Source organism: Fictibacillus phosphorivorans, from assembly GCF_001629705.1.
Classification (GTDB): domain Bacteria; phylum Bacillota; class Bacilli; order Bacillales; family Fictibacillaceae; genus Fictibacillus; species Fictibacillus phosphorivorans_A.
Window position 1 is genome coordinate 3,445,519 of record NZ_CP015378.1, and the last position, 23,544, is coordinate 3,469,062.

Below are 23,544 nucleotides of genomic sequence, written 5' to 3' on the forward strand. Positions count from 1 at the left end.
ATAACAGCTGTTTAAACTAGTATTTTTAGCCCTTAAAAAGTTTAATCACCACAGGCCATTAGCAATCGATTAAGCTTAATAGCCTGCTCACAAAGCTTTATAAGTTCCTGAGCAAAGTGTCTGATTTGTTGATGTATCAAAACATCGCCATTATACTTAATTTTTATAGCTTCACAGATATCTACCAATTGTACAATTTCCTCTTTGGTAAATTCCTTATATCCATATTGATCTAATCCAATAAGGAGATCGAATATACCTTCAGGTCCTCTCTTCATAACACCAATCCAGTATCTTTCTTGATGTAACAAATAACTATGCAGCTCTTCATTGAACTTTACGTGATATTCATCTTCTTCCTTACTAGATGAGTCCTTCAAATAAAAATCAATACCTACACCAGTTTGATTTAATCCACTTGAAACCCAAAAATCAAATAGAGAAATCTCATTATTGTTTTCGTTATAAACTTTAATTCCATCGAAATTAAGTGAAAGCTTTGACCATTTTTTATTTAACTTTCCTTCAAGAATCAATTGATCTTTTAAAAGCTCCCCATACTCAATCTGAAATATAAAATTTTCTATATCAAAAATATCTTCAATTAGTGTTTTACCCTTATTTTGCGACAAAATAAGCCCTTCAAAATAAAAAAACTCACCTTTCATAATAGAGTATGGATAATCAAGGTATTCTGATTGATCTATTATTAATTCAAAGTTTTTACCATTTTTTAGAATGCTAATGATTTTCCCATAGAAAATATCACTCATTGTGTACTGTTCATATCGATCCATTATTAAGCTCCTTTTATAGGATGTATACAGTTTTATAATAAACTATTAAAATTTTAAATGTAAATTTGAAAATAATGAGGTGTTACATTTTATGGATAGGGAAAAGAAGAATCGTGGTAAGAGAAGAAAGTTCCGTAATATTAAGAATAATATTGCGGAATGGTCACAATCTCTACCAGTTCCCCCAGACAAAAGTCCAAACTATTTAGGATATAGAGCATATAGTTTTGCTACAGGTAAAGACTTTGGTGACTACAGTAAATTTCATAAAAAACATAAAAGAGAGATTATGCAACTTATCATTAACTTTGTAAAGATATTACATGATTTGAAATCGGAAAATGAGAAAGAATATCGTATTATATGTTTACTTCCTTTACCAGATTTGCATCAACCTTTTGTGATGATTGGTTACACAAAAGCTGGATTAGAAAGTTTTTATAACGGTTTAAATTATGACGGTGAATTCTTAAAGAAATTTTCGTTATCAGAAGATGATCAGTTTCTTCAAACAGAATGGGGGGTAACTATCCCTAATGGATTAAAAGTTAAGGGGTTTAATGGAAAAGATGAATGTATAGGTGACTCCATGTGGTTTGTAGGAAATATAGAATAAGTTATTCAAAATATGTATTAAGTCGACTATTTGGTCCAACAAAAATAAGTGCATATCTAGTAGAGATATGCACCCGATTGTTAAAACTCTTTACTGAAAACTATTTTTAACACTGTTAATAAATAAATATCTCGTTAATTTGATCAAGGATATCTTTTAATTTGTATTTATTTAATGTGACTTTGTTAATGAATTCATCAAAATGTTCGTATTCTTGATGATCTAGATTATAAAACTTTGTTAAACAAAACCCTGTCCCTGTAGGAGTAATGGAGTATTTTTCGTTATTAAATTTAAATTCTATATCATGTCCAATTTCAAGATACTTTTTTAATTCTTCTAAATCCATTTACTCTAAAGAAACGCACCCGATTGTGGAATAGCCCTGGATTTTAAATTAGTTAAAGAGGTATGATAAACAATCAAAAAAAGAATGTACCAAAAGCATTGATTCAATTATTCTTCCGTTATTAACCCCTCATCGAAAGAAATATTCTGAAACACAGATTGACCAAATTTATTATAGGTAATCCTTATTGAACTGATATCACTATTCCATTCATAATCGTTTAATTCTACTCTTAATGCTAATGAAAATTCATCGTCTGGTTTGAAACCTTTTACAGGAGTTAATGTTTTAACTATCCCTTCTTTAATTGCATCTTCCTCATGATATGTCCCGAAATCAAATTTACTAATATATGAGTTAATTAAAATTTGATCATCCACTTTCGCAATAATTGTTCCATCTTTTTTTATAAATTCTACTTTTTTAAGTGTAGGATTACCAATGCCTTCCCACTTAAAACGATAACTTAAATAAACAACTTTTCTTTCGTTAAGAAGTTCTTTTCCAACTGTTACGTGAGTTATCTTCTCAAATTCACCATTTTTACTAACGTAAAAATAAGTCCAAAAAATACTAATAACAAACAAAAATATGATGAGCCACTTGATAAGATCTCTCTTCATATAATCTTCCCTTTGATGGCTTTTATTAGATAAACAATCAGCCTTTTTATAATTTTATTAACTTGTTCAATAAACTTGCTACGTTTTTTCAAAAGTACAATAAATTTCGCATATAATCCTGCTCGTTTGTTCAATAAGTTCCATAAAAAAGGCGTTAATCCTTCTTGGATCAACGCACGCGTTAGGTGAAGCACGAAGTTCTCCTTTTTTTGATTGGTATTTTAATAGGTAAAATCTTCTCCCCAAATCAGATACACTTCCCCTAAAATTAGTTCCAATTCAATAGCATATCTAGTGTATTTCCTACGTAATTTAACATCCTCTTCAAAAATGAATAGTATCCAGGTGCTCCGATATATTGGCTCTTGCAAACGTATGTTTACTGTCTTTTGTGTATATTTTCTTCGATTTGACGGATAATCTCGTCAACAACGTGGGTGGCAGACCAGAGGAACGGGAAATAAGTGCGCGCTTGTATCAAACGAAAGAAGGTGTTCCCAAAAACGGGATTATAATTGACGCCATCGCACCAACCGATATGTTAATTCCTCATCCTGATTGGCGACCAAAGCTTTTACTTTATCTACATGCCAAATGTGGTGTTCGGGTTTAGAGCCATTCGTCGGGGTACCAGTTTCCGGATCACCTTGATAAGCCAATTCACGGTCACCATGAATGGCATGGTAGCCGCGCCGCTGTAATTCACTGCAGACCGTAGTTTTGCCTGCACCGGAAACGCCTCCAATCAGATAATTCTTAATGCCCATGATCAGACCTCCATCTAACTTGATAAGCACATTATATTAGGTATGTTTATCTGTCATAAACTGAACCGTTACTACAATAGTGTTCAACCAAAAGAAGGGATAATCCTCCTTAGATCAACCCACCCGATTGTTGAATAACTTTTGAAATTGGTTCCCCTACTCTATTTCAATATATCCCAACATATCTAAAATAAAAAATAAAGAAGATAGAGTTAGTAAGCCACCTAGTAGAATTACTATTGATATTCTACTAAACGGATCTGCAAGTATTCCGTTAATAATTGAAACTAAACCCTCTAATTTCCTATGTAGTCCTTCCTCTTCATTAACCTTTTTGTAAATAAGGTAAATTCCATTTCCTAATAAACAAACTCCTATAATAAATATTAGAACTATTGTAATCGGAAACAATATTATAAATACATCATCAGCTACCCTCATTTCCGCCTCCGTTTCCCATTCCAGTTAAATATAAAGAAATGCATGCTCGCAAACAACTGTATTTTCCTTATCAATTATGTCTTACATGTTTAACAAAATTAAAGGCACATTTCTATTTAAAGAAATGCACCTGATTTTGGAATAAGAAATGCCATTACTTTTTTGAAGAAACCAATCTATATATGTTTGGTGATCACAGATGATAGCTTCCCAATTCATTTTCCCCACTATTTCATCAATGTTCTTTTGTTTAGACAGAAACAAAGTGTTGAAGGCATCATACATACTCATAAATGCGTATTCCATATTATTAGTAGTCACCATCAACTCTGCTGATGACAATTCGCATATTTTTATTGGTTTTACATCGTTTAACTTCAAACTGCCACTAGTATCAAAAATAGGCTCAGAGTAATGTAATAAGGTTGCTTCATTAAAATTCATTACTTCTAATAATCCATTTAACAAAAAAACAGATGTTTTATCTTCATCTGGAAAATAAAGGTCTTCCTTTAGATTCAAATTTAATGAATCAGCTAAATCTAATCTGGCATAGTCTTCATTTAAAGCACCGATGGATGTCAATAATGCTAGCTCTAATTCTGCAAATGAAGCTAGACCGCATTCATCCATAACCGTTTTCCACAAAACGGGTTTAGCGTTGTTCAAGATTTCTTCATCAGTCGGATAAATGTGTTTGTATGGGTTTTGATTTTTTTTACTTTGTGTCCAACCTGACGGCATCTCTACAAAGGGATGAAGTAAAATGGCTGCTGAACTAAAATTATCTGGTATTTGATCAAGAATAGTGGACTGAGTATCTAACATTATGTAATCCAACAAAGAAAACACCTCTGGCCTAATATAAATTTGCTATTCTTATTCCTTATCCTAGACGTTTCTTCAATAAGAACAATAAAATATCTTTTCTCTTAAAGCACCCGATTGTTGAATAAAGATGTATTTTTACGCTTCTTGAAAAGAATCCCATAACATTTCCATACGATTATACCGAAGTTTAAAATAGCCCCAAGTATCGTCTCCAAGATTTAGGGGGAATCCCTCAAATGTCTGTTCAATAGATATATCATTTTTTTCTTTTATATCTTCTGTAACAATTGTAAAATCGCTGATTAACTGTTCGAGTGGAAGTTTGGAATAAGTACAGTCTGCATCAAAGTCTCTTATCTGTTTTTGTACGTGTGAACAATCATAATATCCAGATTCTAAGATTTCAAAATTATAAAAAACCAACTTAACTTCATTTGTTTCCCACTCTGTATCATACGGATTCAATGGATGTTCCTTCGTTATTACCAAGCCTTCCAATGTTAAGTAAAGGTTGTTAGCTGCAACATGGAATTTTTCTATATATCTAGATTCCCATATGATACTGTCAAAACAATTTTCTGCTATATATTTCACCATGGCTTTCACTCCCTTTGACTTAGTATTAAGCTGTACATCAACGTCTTTATTCCACAATCCTGCACTGCACGTTTTTTTTAATAAGTTCAATAAAAAAGTGCATATCTCCTTCTTGAAGAAATGCACCCTATTGTTTAATAAGATTTTAAGAAATAAATAATTTATAACTCCAAACAAACAAAACAGTAGCTATTGAAAAATATAAGGTTTTAGCAACCCAATATGGCAGCTTATCAAATATCCAAAATAAGACTTCCATTAATAATGATAGTATCAATGAATCATTTATCCCAGTACCTATACCTTCTTCTTGATGAAATCTTTTGTTATGCCTAATTCCTAAAACAAAGAATAAAACACCAAATAATCCTACAATAACTGCTTCCCACAAAAATATCACCTCAACACTAATTGCGTGTTTTTTTCCACCCTTTATTCAACAATCCTCGTTTGTGTAATAATTCCAGTACGTTTTTAACCTTATTTATTTATTTATTTATATATTTGATTTAATCGCCTTTTAATCCATTTTCGCTAAAAATAACCCCTCAATGGACAAGTAAATTCGCAACCCAATTCGCAAGCGGGACAATAGTTATTGTCTTCTTGCTAAAACTTGTGGTGTTTTTAACATAAAAAGTGACGCATGAATACAAACTGTTCATGCGTCACTTTTAGCTCCTAATTATCACACTATCTTTCTAGCTTTTTTAAAATATCTAAAGTCTTCAAATTGTTATGATAACCAATTAAGTTTCCATAACCAAAGTCTTTAGAAGCTTTTGCAGAAATCTCTTTTATCCAGTCTCTTTGACCTTTTTCGTTTGCTTTCGTTTCATAAAGATTAAAATCAGGTGATACTCCATTCATAACACCTTGTCTATCTAGTCGTTTAATATTATTGGTTGCTTTGTCAAAATCAAAAGTAAGTAGTGAAATGTCCTTTATCGACACTTCTCCTGCTTGATATAAAGCACTCGAAATTTCTTTTATCTCTTCAAATGTCGCGTTACGAATATCATACTTTGATGAAAGATCTTCCCATATATTTGTAGATTTACTTTTTAAAGAAGAAGTGGCTTGTATTTCTTCACTTTTGTTAGAAAGGTTATCTATTACAGTAACCTGATTAGAGATAGTTCGTGATGCTTCCTTTGAATACCATAAATTTGGCTGTGTAGAGGTAACGCTTAAGCCCATCATATTGTCCCCCAAATTACTTAATATTTATAGAATCATTCATTTTATTCCAGGGTGAGTTCATCGAAGTATTTTGATAGGTAAATGTCCCATTCTCATAACTACTAGCATCCCACCAAATATACCATCCATCAATAATTGTATCTGCATCATAATCAATATATTGTCTTTGTAGTTCTGTTAATAAGTTCCCATTGAGTTTTGCAAATTGTGAGTTCCCATAACCTAATTCTTCTGTGACAATGTACATCTCAGATCCACCGTGATCTTCATTAGACATTAGCTGATTTGGCGTAAAATATTCATAGTTTGGATAATTAGCTGATATTGCAGCATAGACTTCTAAGGATGTTAATGCTGGAGCAGATGCTTGCACACTGAAAAGATTTTCTACTATTTTTTGATGTTCATATTCTTCGGGAGTAAGATCAACAAACTGTGCCTTAGAATGTTTTGTTTTTAATGACTTTAAGGTTTCCTCTTTAAATGACTCCATTTTTAAATTCAAGTCATTTGAGGCAGCAAACGCTTGTCCTCCTCCTATTAAAAGTGGCAAAGAGAGTGCTGTTACAATTGCAAAACTAAGTAGTGTCTTCATGTAAGATATCCTCCTAAATCCAATTTTTATTCATTCAGTATATCGACCCTTAAATTACATTTTTTAGGGAAAAAGTAGTTGGATGCATAATTTCATTCTTATGACCCATTATATACAAATCTATATGGGAATTTTTACTCCTTTAGCTATGACTTTTATCTCTTTGCTAAGTTGACTCACTACAGAAGTCTGAATAATTTAAACATTAAGAAGGTGCACTTCTTGAAGAAATGCACCCGATTGCTGAAAAACAATTCTTTTATATTAGTCAATCAATCCTCCATTGACTCTTGCAATGTATTTAGTAAAAATTCGCCAAAGCTTCCTGCTTCAACTTCAAATTTTTGTTCTTCTATCGGTAATCCACTGACAAAAGAAACAACCTTAGCATTATCATCATATTGATTCTGTACATTCGAACAATCTAAACAAAAATACACGCCATCATAACCTGTGGAGTAAAAGCATATTAAATGATTTGGTAATCCTTCCTCTTGTCTAAATTGTTTTGTAATCCAGGTCATACTTGGAACTCCATTTTCTTCAACACCCAAACCATAAATTTCTTCTCCAAAGATATCTCCAAGACCATACTTTTTCAAAAAAAGTCTATAACTCATCGGGAATTTTACATTTAATTCTGATTCAGCAGAATCAATTATTTGTTCTTTAATTTCACCAATAAAATCTGCATCATCTGGATGATCCTCGATAATTTCAAACGCTTTATTAATTAACATTTTTTCTCTCCCCCATTAATCTTTTCTATTAAACTGTCCTTAAATTCAATTTAAAAGTGCAGATCTCCTTCTTGGAGAAATGCACCCGATTGGAAGAAGTTTTTAGTAATAAATGAAGTATGAAATAAATATAAAAACAATTGAAACCAAAGCTCTGATCCACGTCAGTTTCCTGCTTATTCCAGCCTTTTTTTCTAAGTAATCAATGTACCCTAACATTAACGTAAATCCTAGAAAAGCCCCAATATAATCCTTTATATCACTTTCTGTTCCTAGATATCTTATTAATCCTAAAGAAATGAGTATGGTTCCAATTGTCCCTAAAATCATATTAAGATAAATCCTTATATTATCTTCTTTCAAATACTTCATCTCCCATTAAATTAAAAAAATCAATACATGTTCCCAATAGTTTAAACTTACTCAACAATCTGCTTCCATAATAAAGGCGTTAGGCGTTAATCCTTCTTGGATCAACGCACCCGAATGCTAAATAATTCATTTAGCTTTCTTACTCATGTAATCATAAAGTCTTTGATATTCATTCATGGGGAAATCATGGTTCACCCAATTTTCACGGTATCCCTCTATACCATGCTTCTTTAATAATTTGCTAATTGAATTTACAACAGCCTTTATAAAATCACTTAATAAACATTGTTCTTTAAATACAATACTTCTTTCAATCCCACTTACTTTTATTATTGTTATTAATACATCTCGGTCATTTTGCTTCTCAAATTTCCAAACTAATCTTTCAGGTTCTTCCTCCATATTAAAAGTACTTTCATTTATATGGTAAGGTACACAGCCAGGAGTAATTGTTATTAATGACTTTAGGAGATCCCTTAGTGAATCTGTAAGATAACTTGCTATAAAATTGAATTCTTTATTATTGACTTTAATAATACCGCTTGCCCAACCTCTTCCCGACAACTGATACTTAAATTCCATAACTCACCCAAACCTTAATTTATTTAGATACTATCAAATACACCAGTTCTCCCTTTATTCAATAAAATAGAGCATTCTCCTTCTTGTAGAAATGCACCCGGAAAAGACCCACAACATCAAGTGGGTCTTTTCTTAGTTTAGTACATTAATTATCTTTGTTCTTTAATTTAAGGATACGAATTCCAGAAGCAATGTATAGGATAGCAGGAATAATTAAAATGAAAGATGTAAGGAATATGGAAATGATACCAATAACAATCATAGTAACCCCGTATTTATATCTACTTAGCTTGTAGATTTGAAAAGAGAATATAACTGCAAAAATTTGAATAAGTAAAATAAATATTGATCCAGGAAGGATTAACGTAACATACTCACTAAAAATTGGATCAGTAAAAAACACTAAGACTAGAAATCCACTAATTAATATCCCTAATATCCCACCTGTTAGTCCTAAAATAAATTCGGTTTTATAATTTTTCACATGTTTCTCTCCTGTTGTATAGTTCCTAATAATATGTAAGTAATGTATCAAGGTACTCATTAAAAAGAAAAGCTACCTGGTAGCTGGAACCTCAACCAACGCACCCGTTGTTACATAAGCCCCAAATAGTAAGGGTATCATGGTATTCCAGTATTTCAATACAAATACCACATTCTAATTTAGGTTCGACAATAATAAAATCAAATTTTTCCCCAACATCTTAAATAATATATCACGATATAACTACTTCCCAAATTAATTTTGGTTGGTCTCACATCTAGGTCAGTTTTTTCTTTCCAATTTAAAATCCTCTTCAAAAAGAGCTCCTTGAACTAATAAATTGACTAAGCTATTCAAGTTTCTGTTCCAGTTCATTAAGTAACTCCAGCTAGTAGGCTAGGGATTGCTGACAAGGTTTTAAGATAGAGATATAATCTATCTAAGATAAAACATGGAGGCGAAGCTATGGACATTTTTGAGCATTTAGAAGAACTGCAAGTAGATTTAAAAGAAAAAATTATGGAAGAAATTGAAGAGAAATATTTTAATATTTGTTCCGAACTAGCTGGAAAAGAGAGAGCAAAAACGATTAAGCAAGTAGATTTAAATGAATATGTAAATGAACTGAAAACTGGACTAAAACAGTCTTTAAAAATCGCACAAGAACAAACAGCAAGAGCAATTTACTTTGAATATGATATAGATAATAACTGGGACAGTGCATTTTTTATCTGTGAGGAATATAGCAAATTAGAAGACGAAGATGATGACTGGGCTAGTGATTGGACCGAGGATTTTGAAGGTCCAAGTTTAGAACAGTTTAGCAACATTTATGAATTAGATGGATTTGATGGAAATGACGCAGCAATTGGCTCAACAATGTACTTAGTGACGAGGACGGTTATAGCATTCGTAAGAGCTTATAAATCACTCTCCAATGAAAGTTCAATGGCTTTATGTATCGCCTTTCACGACCAAGACCCTATAATCAGAATTAAAGAATAGTCAAAGAGCATTGATGGTCAATTCAATGCTCTTTTTTATGCGATTTAGTGTGCTATTTTGTTACTGTTTTTATCATTATCCTTTCCCTCCGAAAAGAAAAGCCGCTAACCGTATTTAAATTTAAAATTACACTATAAAGCTTATATTAAAAGTACTCCTTATTCCACAATCTGGCCCGTTTGTTGAATAACAGAAATAAAAAAAGACTCACGTTAATTGAGCCTTTTTACAACAATTATGCGATTCCGATAAATTATGAAAAATGATTCCGGGGAATTTTGAACAGATTCCGGTTAATTATGAAAAATGACAATCAATTACCCACAGCAGCATTACGATCCACTACATCATGGACGAGAAGTACACCTAGTTGATGGTGCTCATTTTGATAGAGTGATCCTTGAACGAATCGAATCTCACCATTCAGGTTAAGAACTTCAAGTTTGCAGTATGCAGCGTTGATTTGAAGGGCTCGGTACAAACTTGTTTCTTGTGAAAGTGTAACTCCGTTTACTTTTACAATAACTTCGCCAATCTTTAATCCCATCTTTGCAGCAGGTGTTCCTGGAACGACTGAAAGAATCATAACTCCCTGATCTCTTGGTACAAAATGAGATGGTCTCGTATCATCGCGTTGACTTGTTACGAGTGTGATGAGTTCGCGCCCTGCAAGACCAGCTGCGATGGCTATTGCAATTAATAGCGGTAAATTATAAAAATGGCCGACTGCTGCAATGCCTGTTACGATAAATCCTAAAAGCAAGACTTGTCTTCCCAGGTGTTTAATCGCTTCTTCTGGCAATGTATGTGTAACCAGCTGGCGATATCCAATGGCAAAAGGTACGAGGAAGAATGAGAAACCTACCGCACCCATCGGGAAAAGAGGCCACCAGTCTACGACAGGAATTGACCCTACTGGTAATACTAAAAACTGAGGAACGATCCAAAATCTTGTCGCTTCATGTGCCCCGATATAATGACCTCGTTTTCCTTTAAACAGTCGAGGTGAAGTGCGATCTGCCCCTTTCCAGATAACCAAAATTCCTTCTTGTATCAAAAGAACACCAATAATGACCGCTAATGAATCTAGCGGCGTTTTCTGGACATCCACAATCCATCGGTCTACAAAAGAAATGCCAAGTTGAAATTTTGGAAGCAAAAGCCCGACTACTGCCGATAAACTTACAGCATAAGCAGGATTCATAAACCTTGTTTTAAATGTTAAGCCTAAAGCAAGATAAACGACCCCAATTAAGGCAATCATCCCAAGCGGCAATGTGATTCCTGCTGTAACAAAGATAACCGAACCAATAAGTCCGATCAGAATGCCTGGTAGCAATGAAAATATTAAATTATCAATAACAGGATGCACGCGCACTTTAAATTCTTTTCTCTCTCGTTTAACACGTTTTAGTCCAATTAAAAAAGCAACGAGAATAAAACCATAAAAAAGCGGGTGTAAAAAAAGCAGCAGCATGCCCTGAAGTAATTCTTTCACGAAGGTGTCTGTCATGTGCGGTCTCTTCCTTTCTCATCTTTCAATTCATCCACTTTTTCTTCGATACGTTTCAATCTTCTATCAGTACTCACAGCTCGCCTCACTAATAACCCCACTCCAACGATGATGGCAATTAGCACAATAAACATAGCAAGTTGATACATTAGATCTCCAACATTCAATGACTGCATTTTGACTACCCCTTTAAACCTGACAAAGGATTTTATCTTTCTAATCGTTTGATTTTCAATTTTTTAAAACCACCATGGAAATTCTTCAAAGATTTTATTTGTTTTTGTTAAGACTTCCCTGAATAGTTGGTTGGAGCGCAAGGTGCGAGACTCTCGGCTAGGACAAGCGGTCAGGTGAGACCCTTAAGGGCACGAAGTGGCAAGGGGCTCACCGCCTGCCCCGCGGAAAGCGAGCAACCTGGAGCGTAAATCAACCTCTCACAAGAGGCTTTTAATACACCGAAGCTTCACCAAAAAAAATACCCGTAGAGAATAATTTCCTCTACGGATAGTATTCGTGTTTCAGTTGTTTTTTCCTGCCATAATCCCTTATTTTGCAAGCAATTCAATCGCCGTTTTACGCTGAACATCGTTCTTGTCATCACGGATTGAATCGATCACTTTTGACTCCATCTTACCAGCTGTCTTCGTATCGACTTTCCCTGTTGCTGGCAAGTTGTTCGCACGCTGGAACGCGGTTACCGCAGCTTGCGTCTTTTCATCAAAATAGCCATCTTCTCTACCCGTTTGGAACCCTAAACCGTTCAACATCACTTGAGCGTTCTTCACTTGCTCATTGTTCATATCAAACTCTAATGCTTTCTTCTCAACCGTAATAGGGTTTGTGTAGAAGTAGTCTGGCTGCTTCACTTCAAAAGTAGGCTTTACCCCTTTTTTGTGAATCCAGTTTCCATCAGGTGTCAGCCACTTAAACAATGTAAGCTTGATGTTCGATCCATCACCAAGATCAATCGATTGCTGAACAGTTCCTTTACCGAACGACTTCTCACCAACTAAATCATAGTTTCCTGCTTCTTTTAGAGCAGCAGCTAAAATTTCGGACGCTGACGCACTACCTTTGTCGATCAAACCGATGATCGGATAGTCTTTCTTTTCTTTTAATGTTGAAACATAACGTTCTTTGTTGCCTTTACGGTCTTCAATTTGAACGAATGGCTTTTTCTCAGGAATAATCTGACGTAGAATGCTGTCAACTGCTTCTAGATAGCCTCCTGGATTACCACGAACGTCAATAACAAGACCATCAATCTTTTCTTTTTCTAACTCAGTCAACTGTTTCTTAAAATCAGCTCCAGTTTTTTCTGAGAAAGATGTGATTTCAAGTACACCGATCTTCTTACCTTTTACTTCTTCAATATCCGAGTAAACAGTCTCGATCGGAATCTCATCACGTGTTACTTTGACTGGCATTACATCATTTACGCCGGTACGCTTTACACCAAGTGTTACGACAGATCCTTTTTCACCGCGGATTTTTAATACGGCTTTATAGAGATCAAGTCCTTCAACACTTTTACCGTCGATCGTAATGATTTGATCGTTTGGCTTTAGTCCTGCTTTTTCGGCAGGTGAATCTTTAAACGGTGCGACAATCGTTACTTTACCATCAACCATACTTACTTCTGCCCCAATTCCTTCAAAAGAAGAATCGAGTGATTGTGAAAACTGACTTGCCGTCTCTTCATCCATATAAACCGAATATGGATCTTTTAACGTTTTTACCATTCCTTGAATGGCACCTTCAAGGAGTTTGTCACGATCAACATCTTCTACATAACGAGAAGAGATGATCTCATATGTCTTTTGAAGCTTCGCAAACTCTTCGTCGTTGTCGACTTTCGTTGCGGTCTTCGGCAGATCGTTTACTTCACCGTTCTGAACATACTTCGAATCGTTTCCAAACAGTGCCATCGAACCATACATGCCACCGGCACCAACAAGCAAGGAAAGAACAATCAGCAGGGCCAACATTTTTTTATTTACGTTCATTCTGCTCACCTCGTTTTTGCAGGAAAAGGCATCACACCCTGCAAAGTGCGATGCCTTCCATTGTAAGAGTCTTTAGGCAACAGCCTGTCTCCTACTTCACTATATGAATAGCTTGTTTACTTTATGTGTTTATTTTACCAGTAAGCCGCAGGATTTACAGCATTTGTTTTTCCTGCATTCCAAGGTCCTTTGTGAAGTTCAAAGTGTAAATGCTGACCAAATGAATGTCCAGTGTTCCCCATGTTGCCTAGGAACTGCCCTTTAGAAACAGAACCGCCTGATACAGCGCGGCTGCTCATGTGAGCGTAAACCGTTGTCCATTGCTGCCCACCGATTGAGTGAGAGATGTATACAACGTTTCCGTATGATGATGAGTACTCAGAACGAATAACTGTTCCATCTGCAGCTGCATAGATCGGAACCGTTCCACCTTGAGCGATGTCGATTCCTTCATGCATACCGCTGCTTCTGTTACCAAATCCAGAAGAAATTCTTCCAGCAGCTGGTTTGATGATCATACCGTTACCTGAAACAGGTCCCATTGAAGGAGCTGATCCACCTGAAGACGATGATTCACGAGCTGCTTTTTCACGTGCAGCTGCACGAGCTTGTTCAGCACGGAACGCATCTTCTTGGGATTTTAGAAGTGCACCTTCGTTTTCAATCTTGTGTGCTTCAGCATGCAACGAGTCTTCTTCTTTTTTAAGAGAAGCCATCAGACGAGTTTTCTCATCCATTTGTGCTTTTAATTGCTTTTGTAACACTTGTAATTCTTTCATTGCGTTTTGTAAGTTAACTAATTTTTTCTCAACATCTGCCATCTTTTTCTCTAGAAGCTCTTTATCTTTCTTTTGTTCTTCTAAAAGCTGACGATCTTGTTCTGCAATCATGTTCAATGCTAGAACGCGGTCAAGAAAATCACCAAAATCTTTTGAACCAAGAACAACTTCTAAGTAAGAAACAGCTCCGCCAGATTCATACATAGAGTTAACTCGTTCTTTTAGTAGAGCATCGCGCTTATCGATTCGCTTTTGAACAACAGCAATCTCGCCTTTTAACACGTCGATCTCTTCTTTTGTTTCTTTAATATCTGTTTGTTTGGCTTGTACTTTAAGATCTGTTTCAGAAGAAAGCTTATCGATTCTTGCTACTTCAGCCTCAATCGCTTCCTGACTGCTTTTGTTCTTATCCAGCTTAGCTTGAGATTCTTTCGCTTTCTTTGCATTTTCTTGTTGTTTTTTCTTGATGCTTGATAAAGATTCCGCGTGAACGACGGATTCAGAGTGATACATAGTAAAGGCGCCCAGTGCTAAACTTAGTGAAAGCACTGTACCAACCACTTTCCTTTTCATTCGTTTTCCTCCCTAACCCCAATTAATTGTTTCGTTTTTCTTGGATCTCTTTATTTCTGCTATCTTTACTTAAATTTTCAAGAACTTACGAACAGACGTTAAGCTTCCCCAAACGCCAATTACTCCACCGATCAGAATCATCAACAGCGCTAGCTGCGGGATAAGTGGTGTTACTGGCAATAGCTCAATGAATACTGTTCCTAATTTTTGATTTACGATATCAAAAATGGCTTGATAGCCTACCGTGATAACAACGATCGGAAGTACAGCACCCGCGACACCTAATGCAAATCCTTCAATAAAGAACGGCCAGCGGATAAATCCATTCGTTGCACCAACGAGTTTCATAATTTCAATCTCGCGTCTTCGTGTTACGATTGTTAATTTTATAGTATTTGAGATAAGGAACATCGCTGTGAATACAAGTCCTAATACGAGGACGATCCCAACGTTACGGGCAACATCTGTCACTTTAAAGAGTTTCTCGACGGTCCCTTTTCCGTACTCAACTTTGTTTACAAATTTAAATTTCTCAACTTCTTTTGCTACAGCAGCCGTGTCTTGAGGCTTGTCTGTATAGATGATGAACGCATCTCGCAATGGATTTTCATTCTTAAGGGACGAGAAGGCTTCTCCTTCATCTCCTAAACTTTCAATCAGTTCATCAAGTCCTTCTTCTTTTGATTGATACTCAACCGTTTTTACCTTACCAATCTTTTCAAGCTCTTCTTTATAAGCATCGTATCTATCAGGCTTTTCCGTTCGTTCGATATAAGCTCTGATCTGTACATCGTCTTCGATCTGACTTGCAATATAGTTAATGTTCAAGAGGATTGCTAAGAACACACTTACTAATAGCAATGTTACCGTTACAGCAGAGATGGACGCAAAGGACATCCAGCCGTTTCTTCCCATGCTCTTGAATGCTTCTACAAAATGACGCTTTAATGTTCTAATCTTCATAGCCGTAATCCCCCTTCGCCTCATCACGTACAATTCGGCCGCCTTCGATAGCGATTACGCGCTTTGTGATCGTATTTACGATTTCTTTGTTGTGAGTTGCCATAACAACGGTTGTCCCACGTGCGTTGATCTCTTTAAAGATGTCCATGATCTCCCACGCTGTTTCTGGGTCAAGGTTACCTGTCGGCTCATCTGCGATCACAACTGGTGGGTGGTTTACGATTGAACGTGCGATTGATACACGCTGCTGCTCTCCACCTGATAGCTCGTCTGGGAACATGCGCGCTTTGTTTTTTAGTTTTACAAGATCAAGAACTTCCATAACACGCTCTCTGATTACTTTTGGCGATTCTTCAATAACTTCAAGTGCAAAAGCAACGTTTTCATATACCGTTAAACGTGGCAACAGTTTAAAGTCTTGAAAGATAACCCCAATCTTTCTTCGTACTTTAGGAATCTGTCTTTCTTTTACTTTTGCAAGGTTTGTTCCATTAATGATAATTGAACCTTGTGTCGGTTTCTCTTCACGATACATACATTTTATAAATGTGGATTTACCTGCTCCACTTGGTCCGACTACATAAACAAATTCACCTTTTTCTATGTAGACGTCAATTCCGTTAAGTGCCATAACACCATTCGGATACGTTTTCCATACATCAACCATTTCTATCAAACAAAATCACTTCCTTACTACCCCAAAAAATATTTCCCTGATCAATCAACAAGTTCTATATAAAGGTCTTTCGACAAAAACGCGATATATGTCAGTTTTTTTCCGCAATAACTATTATAACATCTCGTACTGACAATTTTATTACAGTTGTGTTTCATCTTCCCTCAAACAAGGGACCATGGTCATGTTTTCTAATTTCCATAAAACATAAAATACGACACAATTCGCTGTAATCCTTCATATATCATTAAAAACCTGCAGGGAGACTTTTCGACACGAGCCCTATAAAACCGACCATCGCTACGGAATTTCGGGTCTTTTGACCTGGTATTGCAGATGTTTTTTAAACGATTGTCGGTGAATTTCTAGTAAAATGGGCACCGATGTGTGAAAAGAACTAGTGAATAAAAGAAAACCAGTCGAGACGAGTCCCAACTGGTTGCGATTTTTAAAGATTATCCACGTTTAAAGCCTTCTCCCAATACTTCGTTCGCATTTACAACGATTACGAAAGCGTCTGGATCTACACCTTTTACGTATTGTTTCAGTTTTGTAACTTCATATTGAGCAACTACGACCATCAACATCGGTCGTTCATCTTGCGTGTAACCACCGAACGCATTGATCTTCGTAACGCCTCGATAAATGTGAGTCAGAATTCCTTGACGAAGCTCATCCTCTTTGTCAGAAATGATCAACGCCATCTTCGTCGTTCCTAGTCCGATCTGGACCACATCAATTGTTTTTGCCGTAATGAACATCGCAATCAGTGCATATAGAGCTTGTTCGATCCCAAAAAATAGTGCAGACGACGTTACGATCGTTCCGTCTATAAGAAGGATGATGGATCCCAGTGACGCACCCGTATATTTGTGGACGATCTGTGCAAGTAGATCAACGCCACCTGTAGAAGCTTTTCCACGAAACACGATCCCAAGACCAGCCCCGATGCCAAGTCCACCGAAAATCGCGCCAAGCAATGGATCTTCTGTCGCTGATCCCCATCCTTCAAAAATAAAAACGAAGAAAGGAAGCACGACTGTTCCTACGAGCGTTTTTGCGCCGAATCGTCGGCCGAGGAAAAATAATCCCGCAAAGAAGAGCGGAATGTTTAAACTCCACTGTACAATAGAAGGTTTCCATTGAAAGAGTCCATATAAAATCGTAGATATCCCGCTCACACCGCCAGAAGCGATCTGATTCGGCAATAGGAATACCGAGAATGCGAGTGCCACTAGTCCTGATCCAATCACAACATATACATATTCTAAAATGAGTTCAACGGTCGGGTGCAAGATCCCCCGTCGTTTTCGCATAGCCATCATCATTGCTGTCTTTAACCCTCAAACTTTCATAAGGAATTTCTTTAAACCGAGAAAAAGTATACCAATCTCAGTATGCCCTTGTAAATGAGACCTTAGTGCCGCGGTGATGGGGTGAAGTGGAGGTTGATTGTGTTGCCTGGGCGAAATTCTTGTGTGGTAGCTAGATGTGGATAGTATGTACATCTGAATTGGTAAGTATTTTGGTTTGTGTGTATGTCGTAATATGTTGTAGTTTGTCGAACTTCGGATAAAAAATTTTATCCGTGAAATTATTGTTTATATACGTGAATATAATTGCATTTACCGTGAATATATAGAGGATTACCGTGAAATCAATGTTCCGTGCTTTCAATTTTCATCATTTAGTGCTTTGCATTACTCTTCAAAAGCCCTCAATATGTAGAAAATGTGTATGAGGTGATCAATTTTGATTAAAAAACATCGCGCACAACCAATTATCATTCATAAGTTACAATCACTTTTGAAAAGAGCACTCTTAAATGATGCCAAACAAGGTGAAATACAACGTGTTTTAAGAAAACATATATCTGGTTACCGCGGTGAACAGTCACTGGACTATTTTTATCGGTATCTTCCTCAAAATAACCTTATTTTTCTTCACGGCCTCAGAATTTCACATGAAGACTACTACTTTCAAATTGACACTCTTATTATTACACCGCACTTCTTACTCATCATTGAAAGTAAGAACATTGCAGGCCATCTCTATTTTAAAAGTGCGTACGACCCATTGATTCGCACATTGAACGATCATCAAGAAGCTTTCGATAATCCGGTTGAACAAGTAAAAAGACAATCCTATCACTTGATGGCCATTTTAAATAATTTCAAAGTCCTTCATGTACCAATCGAATCTCTTGTAATAATGACTAATCCAAAGGCCATAACAGAATTTTCTCCTGCTTACAAAGAAGCTCGCTTAAAAGTAATCAAGAGTTCTGGTTTAGTAGCCAAATTTGAAGAGTTGAGCAATAAGCACCGAAAAGAAATAATCTTACCTAAAGATAGTAAAAAGATTAGTAAAAACCTGATGAAAATACACACTCCAGATAATCCAGACGTTTGTAGCAAGTTTCAAATCCATCCAAATCATTTACTAACTGGTGTGTTTTGCCCTAGTTGTGAGACAGAACTGTTACAACGTCGTAGGAGAACATGGTATTGCCCATCTTGTAAAAACAACTATAACAAGGCTCATGAAGCTGCATTAGTAGACTACGCTTTGCTAATTTCATCTACCATTTCTAATAAGTCATGCAAACAATTTTTGAATCTTACATCAACTAATCAATCTTATCAGCTGCTCAAGTCCCTAAACCTTCTCTTCACAGGCAACCGAAAGTCCCGCATCTACCATCTTGATAATCTCGTTAAAAAAACAACCTCTAAGGAAGACGCTTCTCCTTAAAGGTTGTTCCAATTTAAGTTATTGCTGGATGCCTAGTTCTACTAAGATGGTTTCTAGTGTTTTTCCTTTGTATTTCTTTCTAGGTGACGGTGTATCATCCACATGCTGATTTTGGAGGAGATAATTGGTTTTTACATGTTTCATATCTTTTGCATCCACCTTTCCGTCGAAGTTAATATCTGCATCGCGCTTCGCTGTTCCCCACGCGTTTTGAATCTCAATCGCATCATAAATGTCGATCACGTTATCTTGGTTCACGTCTCCCGCTTTCACATCGAGCGCGGTAATAAAACGGCTTTGACCATATAACTCTCCTTTGTGTTCAAATCCGATATAGACTTTACCTTTGGTCAAAAAGTGTCCTGGTACTTTCATCTCGACCGTGAATGCTTCTTTTTGTAAAGGTAGCTTATCGTATTTATACTGGCCATTGTCCGCTATGCGTGTAGATGGATTATGTGCGTTCCCGTCTGCATCAATAATTTGAACAGAACCACCTACTTTTGTCCAATCACGTTTTTCTGTTACGGTTCCTTCATCGTTCTTGAATCCTTGTGGTGTGATGTAACCATTGGCTGTAGAGAATTGTGGCTTCACTAACCAAGCGAAAGGAGCTTGAAGGACTGTAGTTGTCGTTGCATTGTTATCCGTTACTTTTACAACCGGTAGCACGCCTGCTCGAGTCGCGTAATACGCATCACTTACTTTTAGCGTTACGTCAACAAGGTCAGCATGATCTAAAACCCCGCTTCCTTCATTGAATTGAACCGTGATCATACCATCTTTTACATCAATAGTGCCTTTGTCTTTAAAGGAATCACTTAATTTGGCATCTACTAATGAGACTGCTCCATAACTGCTATTGTTTAAATTCCATTCTGCTTTTGTAAGATTCGTTAAGTTGTCTAACGAGAGGGTTGCTTTTACCGTATCTCCCGTTTTCAAAACAGCTTTCGTACTCTTCGTGTAGGAAACGGCTGTACCTTCTTTAACAAAATAGTAATTTTTCTGCATCGCTTGATTGCCAGCCATATCGAACCCGTCCATACGGAAATTGAGTGCCTGAACTTTTTCATTCATCGCAATCTCTTCAACGAACTGTCCTTCTTTGTCCATTGATATTGCAGTTGACGGAAAAGCGGAGTTCCAATAGTAGACCATCTTGTTTGAAGATTGATCTACATTTAGGCCAACTTCTTTCATCTTGTCTACAAGTGGATCGTTAATTTTAATATCGAATGGATAGGTTGCTTGACCTGGTTTGTATTCTAAAAACGGTGATTCTCCGTCCAGCGAGCTTTCAAATGTTGGTGCTTCAATATCAATGAAAACATGGCGATTTTCAATAATTTGTTTCCCAGTAGCTGTGGTAGAAATGAATTTAAGTTTATAGTGACCTGCTGGTGCGTAAGAGACCACAGAATCAATCGGCTCTGTTTCATCACCAGTAAATTTGTAGTACATGCCGTTAAATGCGTTTAACACGTAATACGATTGGTTCTCATTACGTCCACTTAAATTCAGTGTTCCGATATATCCTAGATCTTTGCCTGTCTTTCCGTCTTGGAGAACCACTTCCATCTTTTCCATCGGCGCTTTAAAGTTAAATTCCATTCCTGTATAGATAGCGCGATACCCAAAGAATCCTCCTTGGTTCAAATAGTTTGGAGCAATAGCAGGTGATGCAAGCTCTAACTTGTTATAACCCTCTTCTGTAATTCGAACACTGAACGGAATGCGGTATTGCTCAGCTAACTTATCGTTGTTTGTCAGTGTGATATACCCTTCGTAAATTCCTTCTTTTGCGTTTTTCGGAATGTCGATACCCGCTGACACCTTTTTAAAATCTTCACCAGCGATCTTAATTTCTTCTGGAATGTTGATTTGTATGCCATTTTCCTTCAGACTTGGTGAACCTTTTGTTTCTTTCACTTCAACTTTGAACGTTTTCTTTACGTTGTCATGGTTTTCAATTGTAATGGACTTTTTCAGTGAGAAATTTTTACCGGCATAATGACTACCATATGCAATGCCGCCTGTACGCTCTTTAATCTTTACGAGATTCGTAGAACTAGGAATTAATGTTTCATCGTTTACTTGAAAACTTGTCCCACTGTATACCGCTTGATAAGGATCTACACGTCCAGCCCCTACTTCAAACACCGAATAATCTCCGTTAAGTGGATCAGCTGTGTTCATTAAAATCGTTTTTACATCCTCAGGCTCTAAGTTAGGATCAGCATCGAGCATCAGAGCTGCGATACCAGCTGTATGCGGAGCGGCCATCGATGTACCTGAATATCGAGAGTACGCGTAATCATAGTTTTCTTGATGGGCTGGATTCACCATATAGGATGGGACCGTAGAAAGAACGGCAACCCCAGGAGCTGTAACTTCTGGTTTCATATCGTACGTTTGTCTTGCAGGGCCTCTTGAGCTGAAAGCCGCTAAGCGATCACCTTCTGTTTGAACCTCAGCATACTTTCCGAACGTAAAACTGGATTTACCTGCAGAGATCTGAGTCTTAATCTTTTCACCTGCTGCTTTTGTTAAGGAGAATGATGGAATAAATGTTGTAGACTCCCCTAGGTTCGCTTCGATAACTCCATCTACGTTGTTATATAGAAGTACTGCAACCGCACCGTTTTGTTTAGCGAGTGTCACTTTTTCGTTCAGTGTAGTCTCTCCACGAGAGATAAGAGCGATCTTCCCTTTTACATCTTTACCTGTGTAATCGGCCGCCTTTCCTAACCCCAAATCCACAAGATCATAGGATTTACCTTGTAGTTCGTTCAATCGATCAGCGTAATGCCGTGCGAGTCCTATTAGTTGAATTCCACTCTCACTGCCCACTGACCCTGTAAAAGAAGCGACTGTCATCGGTACGTCGCTCGCTCCAATCGTAAGTGCTAATGCAGCAGCACCAGGTGAACCAAGTGTGTATGCGTTCGGACCTGAATTTCCAGCTGAGACAACAGCGGTCACGTCATTAAGAACCGCATAGTTAATGGCTGTACTCGTCGGATAATATGGATCGTTGATACCGGCACCTAACGAAAGGTTGATTACGTCCATTCCGTCTTTTACAGCTTTCTCGATCCCCGAAATGATGCCTTCAGAAGAGCCCGTCCCGTAAGGACCTAACACACGATACGCATAGATATCAGCATCTGGCGCCACACCTTGAACAGATACATTCGGGTTTTTGCCTTGACCAGCAATCGTGCCAGCAACATGTGTACCATGCGACGTGTAATAGGCGTTGCCGTTAAACTCTGGCTTTTTAGAGTCTTGCCAGTTTTTATACGTCGTTTCCATCGGATCGTTATCGTTATCTACAAAATCATATCCACCTTTATACGCTTCTTTTAAGTCTGGATGATTATAGTCGATCCCTGTGTCTAGAATCCCAACTTTAACACCTTCACCAGTGATTCCTTCATTATGTAGCTGATCGATCTTCAAGTAAGGAATGCTCTCTACAGATGTTCCAGCACTGTTGCTGTTTAAGGCTTTCTCTTCTCCCATCGCGATCGGGTCGACTTTAAACGTTACATCTTTATAGACGGCCTTAACCGCTTCTGATTGTAAAAGTGCTTCTACCTGATTGGCAGGCAGTTTCATCGCTACACCGTTATATACGGTTTTGTATGTGGAAGTAATTCTGTGTGTTGATTTTTTGGTCATAGGACCGACCGAAGGAATGAGCTTCTCCACATCTTTCTTAAATTGAGCATGTTCTTGATCTACTTTGATGTCTGCTTGCTGTCGTGTGATCTTTTTGCCTTTCAACTGTGCATCTAATACTGCAGCTTGTCCGGGCTTTGACTGAAATTGAACGATTACGGAGATTTCTTTTTCACTCTGAAGATCTTCTTTCTTAAAGCCTTGAAGACCGAAGACATCTGTAAGTTCAAGCTGTTTTAAAGCTTCTCTTTGTTTAGCGGTAAGCGAAGTCAGTATATCCTCAGCTTTAAAAGGTGCAGCACTTGTTTTTGGCGTAAACATGGATGTGTTTGGAGATAGCAATAATCCCACAGCTAGGGTAAGGGCCGTAGATTTTTTTATAAAAGATATCGTTTTCATCATTTCCCTGCTTTCTTTGTGGTTTCTCAAATTATTTTTAATCACCTATTGAAGCGGTTTAATTAATGAATATCTTGGATGTTAAATTTTTCTAGAAAAACAAACTGCGATCAGCACCTCTTTTCTATTTTTTGAATTTTTAGTAGATTCATATGTAATTGTAAATGCAGGATTGCCTTGCCGCTATCGGGG

General features: G+C 36.8%; 26 protein-coding genes. 3 read left to right on the forward strand and 23 right to left on the reverse strand.

Annotation, left to right across the window (positions count from 1 at the left end):
- Window positions 1–41: 41 nt before the first annotated feature.
- Window positions 42–797 (reverse strand): hypothetical protein, encoded by a 756-nt coding sequence (locus ABE65_RS21620; protein WP_082861487.1) that lies wholly within the window; start codon window positions 795–797, stop codon window positions 42–44.
- A 91-nt stretch (window positions 798–888) separates the two neighbouring features.
- Here ABE65_RS21620 and ABE65_RS17720 point away from each other — a divergent pair, with 91 nt between their 5' ends.
- Window positions 889–1,413, forward strand: a complete 525-nt coding sequence (locus ABE65_RS17720) for a DUF3916 domain-containing protein (RefSeq protein WP_066397849.1) — start codon at window positions 889–891, stop codon at window positions 1,411–1,413.
- A 456-nt stretch (window positions 1,414–1,869) separates the two neighbouring features.
- Here ABE65_RS17720 and ABE65_RS17730 read toward each other — a convergent pair whose 3' ends face one another.
- The 14 genes from ABE65_RS17730 to ABE65_RS22465 form a co-directional block, all read right to left on the reverse strand.
- Complete coding sequence (locus ABE65_RS17730; protein WP_066397852.1) at window positions 1,870–2,385, reverse strand: hypothetical protein; 516 nt, start codon at window positions 2,383–2,385, stop codon at window positions 1,870–1,872.
- A complete protein-coding gene (locus ABE65_RS17735) occupies window positions 2,382–2,579 on the reverse strand; it encodes a hypothetical protein (protein WP_066397854.1) in 198 nt (65 codons plus the stop codon). The genes ABE65_RS17730 and ABE65_RS17735 overlap by 4 nt, the downstream gene beginning before the upstream one ends.
- A 315-nt stretch (window positions 2,580–2,894) precedes the next feature.
- The gene (locus ABE65_RS17740) at window positions 2,895–3,152 is read right to left on the reverse strand and encodes an AAA family ATPase (protein WP_197480318.1); all 258 of its coding nucleotides are present in this window, start codon (window positions 3,150–3,152) and stop codon (window positions 2,895–2,897) included.
- A gap of 156 nt (window positions 3,153–3,308) precedes the next feature.
- Complete coding sequence (locus ABE65_RS17745) at window positions 3,309–3,593, reverse strand: hypothetical protein (RefSeq protein WP_066397856.1); 285 nt, start codon at window positions 3,591–3,593, stop codon at window positions 3,309–3,311.
- Between the two features lie 81 nt (window positions 3,594–3,674).
- Window positions 3,675–4,433 carry a DUF2711 family protein gene (locus ABE65_RS17750; RefSeq protein WP_066397858.1) on the reverse strand — a complete coding sequence of 253 codons (759 nt, stop codon included), beginning with the start codon at window positions 4,431–4,433 and terminating at the stop codon, window positions 3,675–3,677.
- A gap of 126 nt (window positions 4,434–4,559) precedes the next feature.
- Window positions 4,560–5,111 carry a hypothetical protein gene (locus ABE65_RS17755; protein ID WP_066397860.1) on the reverse strand — a complete coding sequence of 184 codons (552 nt, stop codon included), beginning with the start codon at window positions 5,109–5,111 and terminating at the stop codon, window positions 4,560–4,562.
- 55 nt (window positions 5,112–5,166) lie between these two features.
- Window positions 5,167–5,412, reverse strand: a complete 246-nt coding sequence (locus ABE65_RS17760) for a hypothetical protein (protein WP_066397862.1) — start codon at window positions 5,410–5,412, stop codon at window positions 5,167–5,169.
- Window positions 5,413–5,714: 302 nt separating this feature from the next.
- The gene (locus tag ABE65_RS17765; RefSeq protein ID WP_156499202.1) at window positions 5,715–6,224 is read right to left on the reverse strand and encodes a hypothetical protein; all 510 of its coding nucleotides are present in this window, start codon (window positions 6,222–6,224) and stop codon (window positions 5,715–5,717) included.
- A 13-nt stretch (window positions 6,225–6,237) separates the two neighbouring features.
- A complete protein-coding gene (locus tag ABE65_RS17770; RefSeq protein WP_082861488.1) occupies window positions 6,238–6,819 on the reverse strand; it encodes a DUF4879 domain-containing protein in 582 nt (193 codons plus the stop codon).
- A gap of 272 nt (window positions 6,820–7,091) precedes the next feature.
- The gene (locus tag ABE65_RS17775) at window positions 7,092–7,559 is read right to left on the reverse strand and encodes an SMI1/KNR4 family protein (protein WP_066397866.1); all 468 of its coding nucleotides are present in this window, start codon (window positions 7,557–7,559) and stop codon (window positions 7,092–7,094) included.
- A gap of 102 nt (window positions 7,560–7,661) precedes the next feature.
- Window positions 7,662–7,922, reverse strand: coding sequence for a hypothetical protein (locus tag ABE65_RS17780; RefSeq protein WP_066397877.1), 261 nt, complete (start codon window positions 7,920–7,922; stop codon window positions 7,662–7,664).
- Between the two features lie 135 nt (window positions 7,923–8,057).
- Window positions 8,058–8,513: a hypothetical protein gene (locus ABE65_RS17785; RefSeq protein ID WP_066397878.1), complete on the reverse strand. Its 456-nt coding sequence runs from the start codon at window positions 8,511–8,513 to the stop codon at window positions 8,058–8,060.
- 145 nt (window positions 8,514–8,658) lie between these two features.
- Entirely contained in the window at window positions 8,659–8,997 is a 339-nt protein-coding gene (locus ABE65_RS17790; RefSeq protein ID WP_066397882.1) for a hypothetical protein, read from the reverse strand.
- Between the two features lie 91 nt (window positions 8,998–9,088).
- Window positions 9,089–9,193 carry a YxiF family protein gene (locus tag ABE65_RS22465; protein ID WP_419471054.1) on the reverse strand — a complete coding sequence of 35 codons (105 nt, stop codon included), beginning with the start codon at window positions 9,191–9,193 and terminating at the stop codon, window positions 9,089–9,091.
- 269 nt (window positions 9,194–9,462) lie between these two features.
- On the opposite strand from ABE65_RS22465, the gene ABE65_RS17795 reads away from it, so the two are divergent.
- Complete coding sequence (locus ABE65_RS17795) at window positions 9,463–10,002, forward strand: hypothetical protein (RefSeq protein WP_066397891.1); 540 nt, start codon at window positions 9,463–9,465, stop codon at window positions 10,000–10,002.
- Between the two features lie 313 nt (window positions 10,003–10,315).
- On the opposite strand, the gene ABE65_RS17800 is transcribed toward ABE65_RS17795, so the two are convergent.
- From ABE65_RS17800 to ABE65_RS17830, 7 genes are all read right to left on the reverse strand, one after another.
- On the reverse strand, window positions 10,316–11,515 hold the full coding sequence (locus ABE65_RS17800; RefSeq protein ID WP_066397894.1) for a PDZ domain-containing protein: 1,200 nt from the start codon (window positions 11,513–11,515) through the stop codon (window positions 10,316–10,318).
- Window positions 11,512–11,691 carry a DUF4083 family protein gene (locus ABE65_RS17805; protein WP_066397897.1) on the reverse strand — a complete coding sequence of 60 codons (180 nt, stop codon included), beginning with the start codon at window positions 11,689–11,691 and terminating at the stop codon, window positions 11,512–11,514. The genes ABE65_RS17800 and ABE65_RS17805 overlap by 4 nt, the downstream gene beginning before the upstream one ends.
- Window positions 11,692–12,060: 369 nt before the next feature.
- Window positions 12,061–13,521, reverse strand: a complete 1,461-nt coding sequence (locus tag ABE65_RS17810) for a S41 family peptidase (RefSeq protein WP_066397900.1) — start codon at window positions 13,519–13,521, stop codon at window positions 12,061–12,063.
- A 134-nt stretch (window positions 13,522–13,655) separates the two neighbouring features.
- Window positions 13,656–14,873, reverse strand: coding sequence for a murein hydrolase activator EnvC family protein (locus tag ABE65_RS17815; RefSeq protein WP_066397902.1), 1,218 nt, complete (start codon window positions 14,871–14,873; stop codon window positions 13,656–13,658).
- Window positions 14,874–14,942: 69 nt separating this feature from the next.
- On the reverse strand, window positions 14,943–15,836 hold the full coding sequence (ftsX, locus tag ABE65_RS17820; protein ID WP_066397907.1) for a permease-like cell division protein FtsX: 894 nt from the start codon (window positions 15,834–15,836) through the stop codon (window positions 14,943–14,945).
- Window positions 15,826–16,512 (reverse strand): cell division ATP-binding protein FtsE, encoded by a 687-nt coding sequence (gene ftsE / locus ABE65_RS17825; RefSeq protein ID WP_066397909.1) that lies wholly within the window; start codon window positions 16,510–16,512, stop codon window positions 15,826–15,828. The genes ftsX and ftsE overlap by 11 nt, the downstream gene beginning before the upstream one ends.
- A gap of 455 nt (window positions 16,513–16,967) precedes the next feature.
- Window positions 16,968–17,828, reverse strand: coding sequence for a YitT family protein (locus ABE65_RS17830; RefSeq protein WP_066400336.1), 861 nt, complete (start codon window positions 17,826–17,828; stop codon window positions 16,968–16,970).
- 436 nt (window positions 17,829–18,264) lie between these two features.
- On the opposite strand from ABE65_RS17830, the gene ABE65_RS17835 reads away from it, so the two are divergent.
- On the forward strand, window positions 18,265–19,266 hold the full coding sequence (locus ABE65_RS17835) for an NERD domain-containing protein (RefSeq protein WP_066397911.1): 1,002 nt from the start codon (window positions 18,265–18,267) through the stop codon (window positions 19,264–19,266).
- Between the two features lie 18 nt (window positions 19,267–19,284).
- Here ABE65_RS17835 and ABE65_RS17840 read toward each other — a convergent pair whose 3' ends face one another.
- Window positions 19,285–23,355, reverse strand: a complete 4,071-nt coding sequence (locus tag ABE65_RS17840; RefSeq protein ID WP_231887821.1) for a S8 family serine peptidase — start codon at window positions 23,353–23,355, stop codon at window positions 19,285–19,287.
- Window positions 23,356–23,544 lie beyond the last annotated feature (189 nt).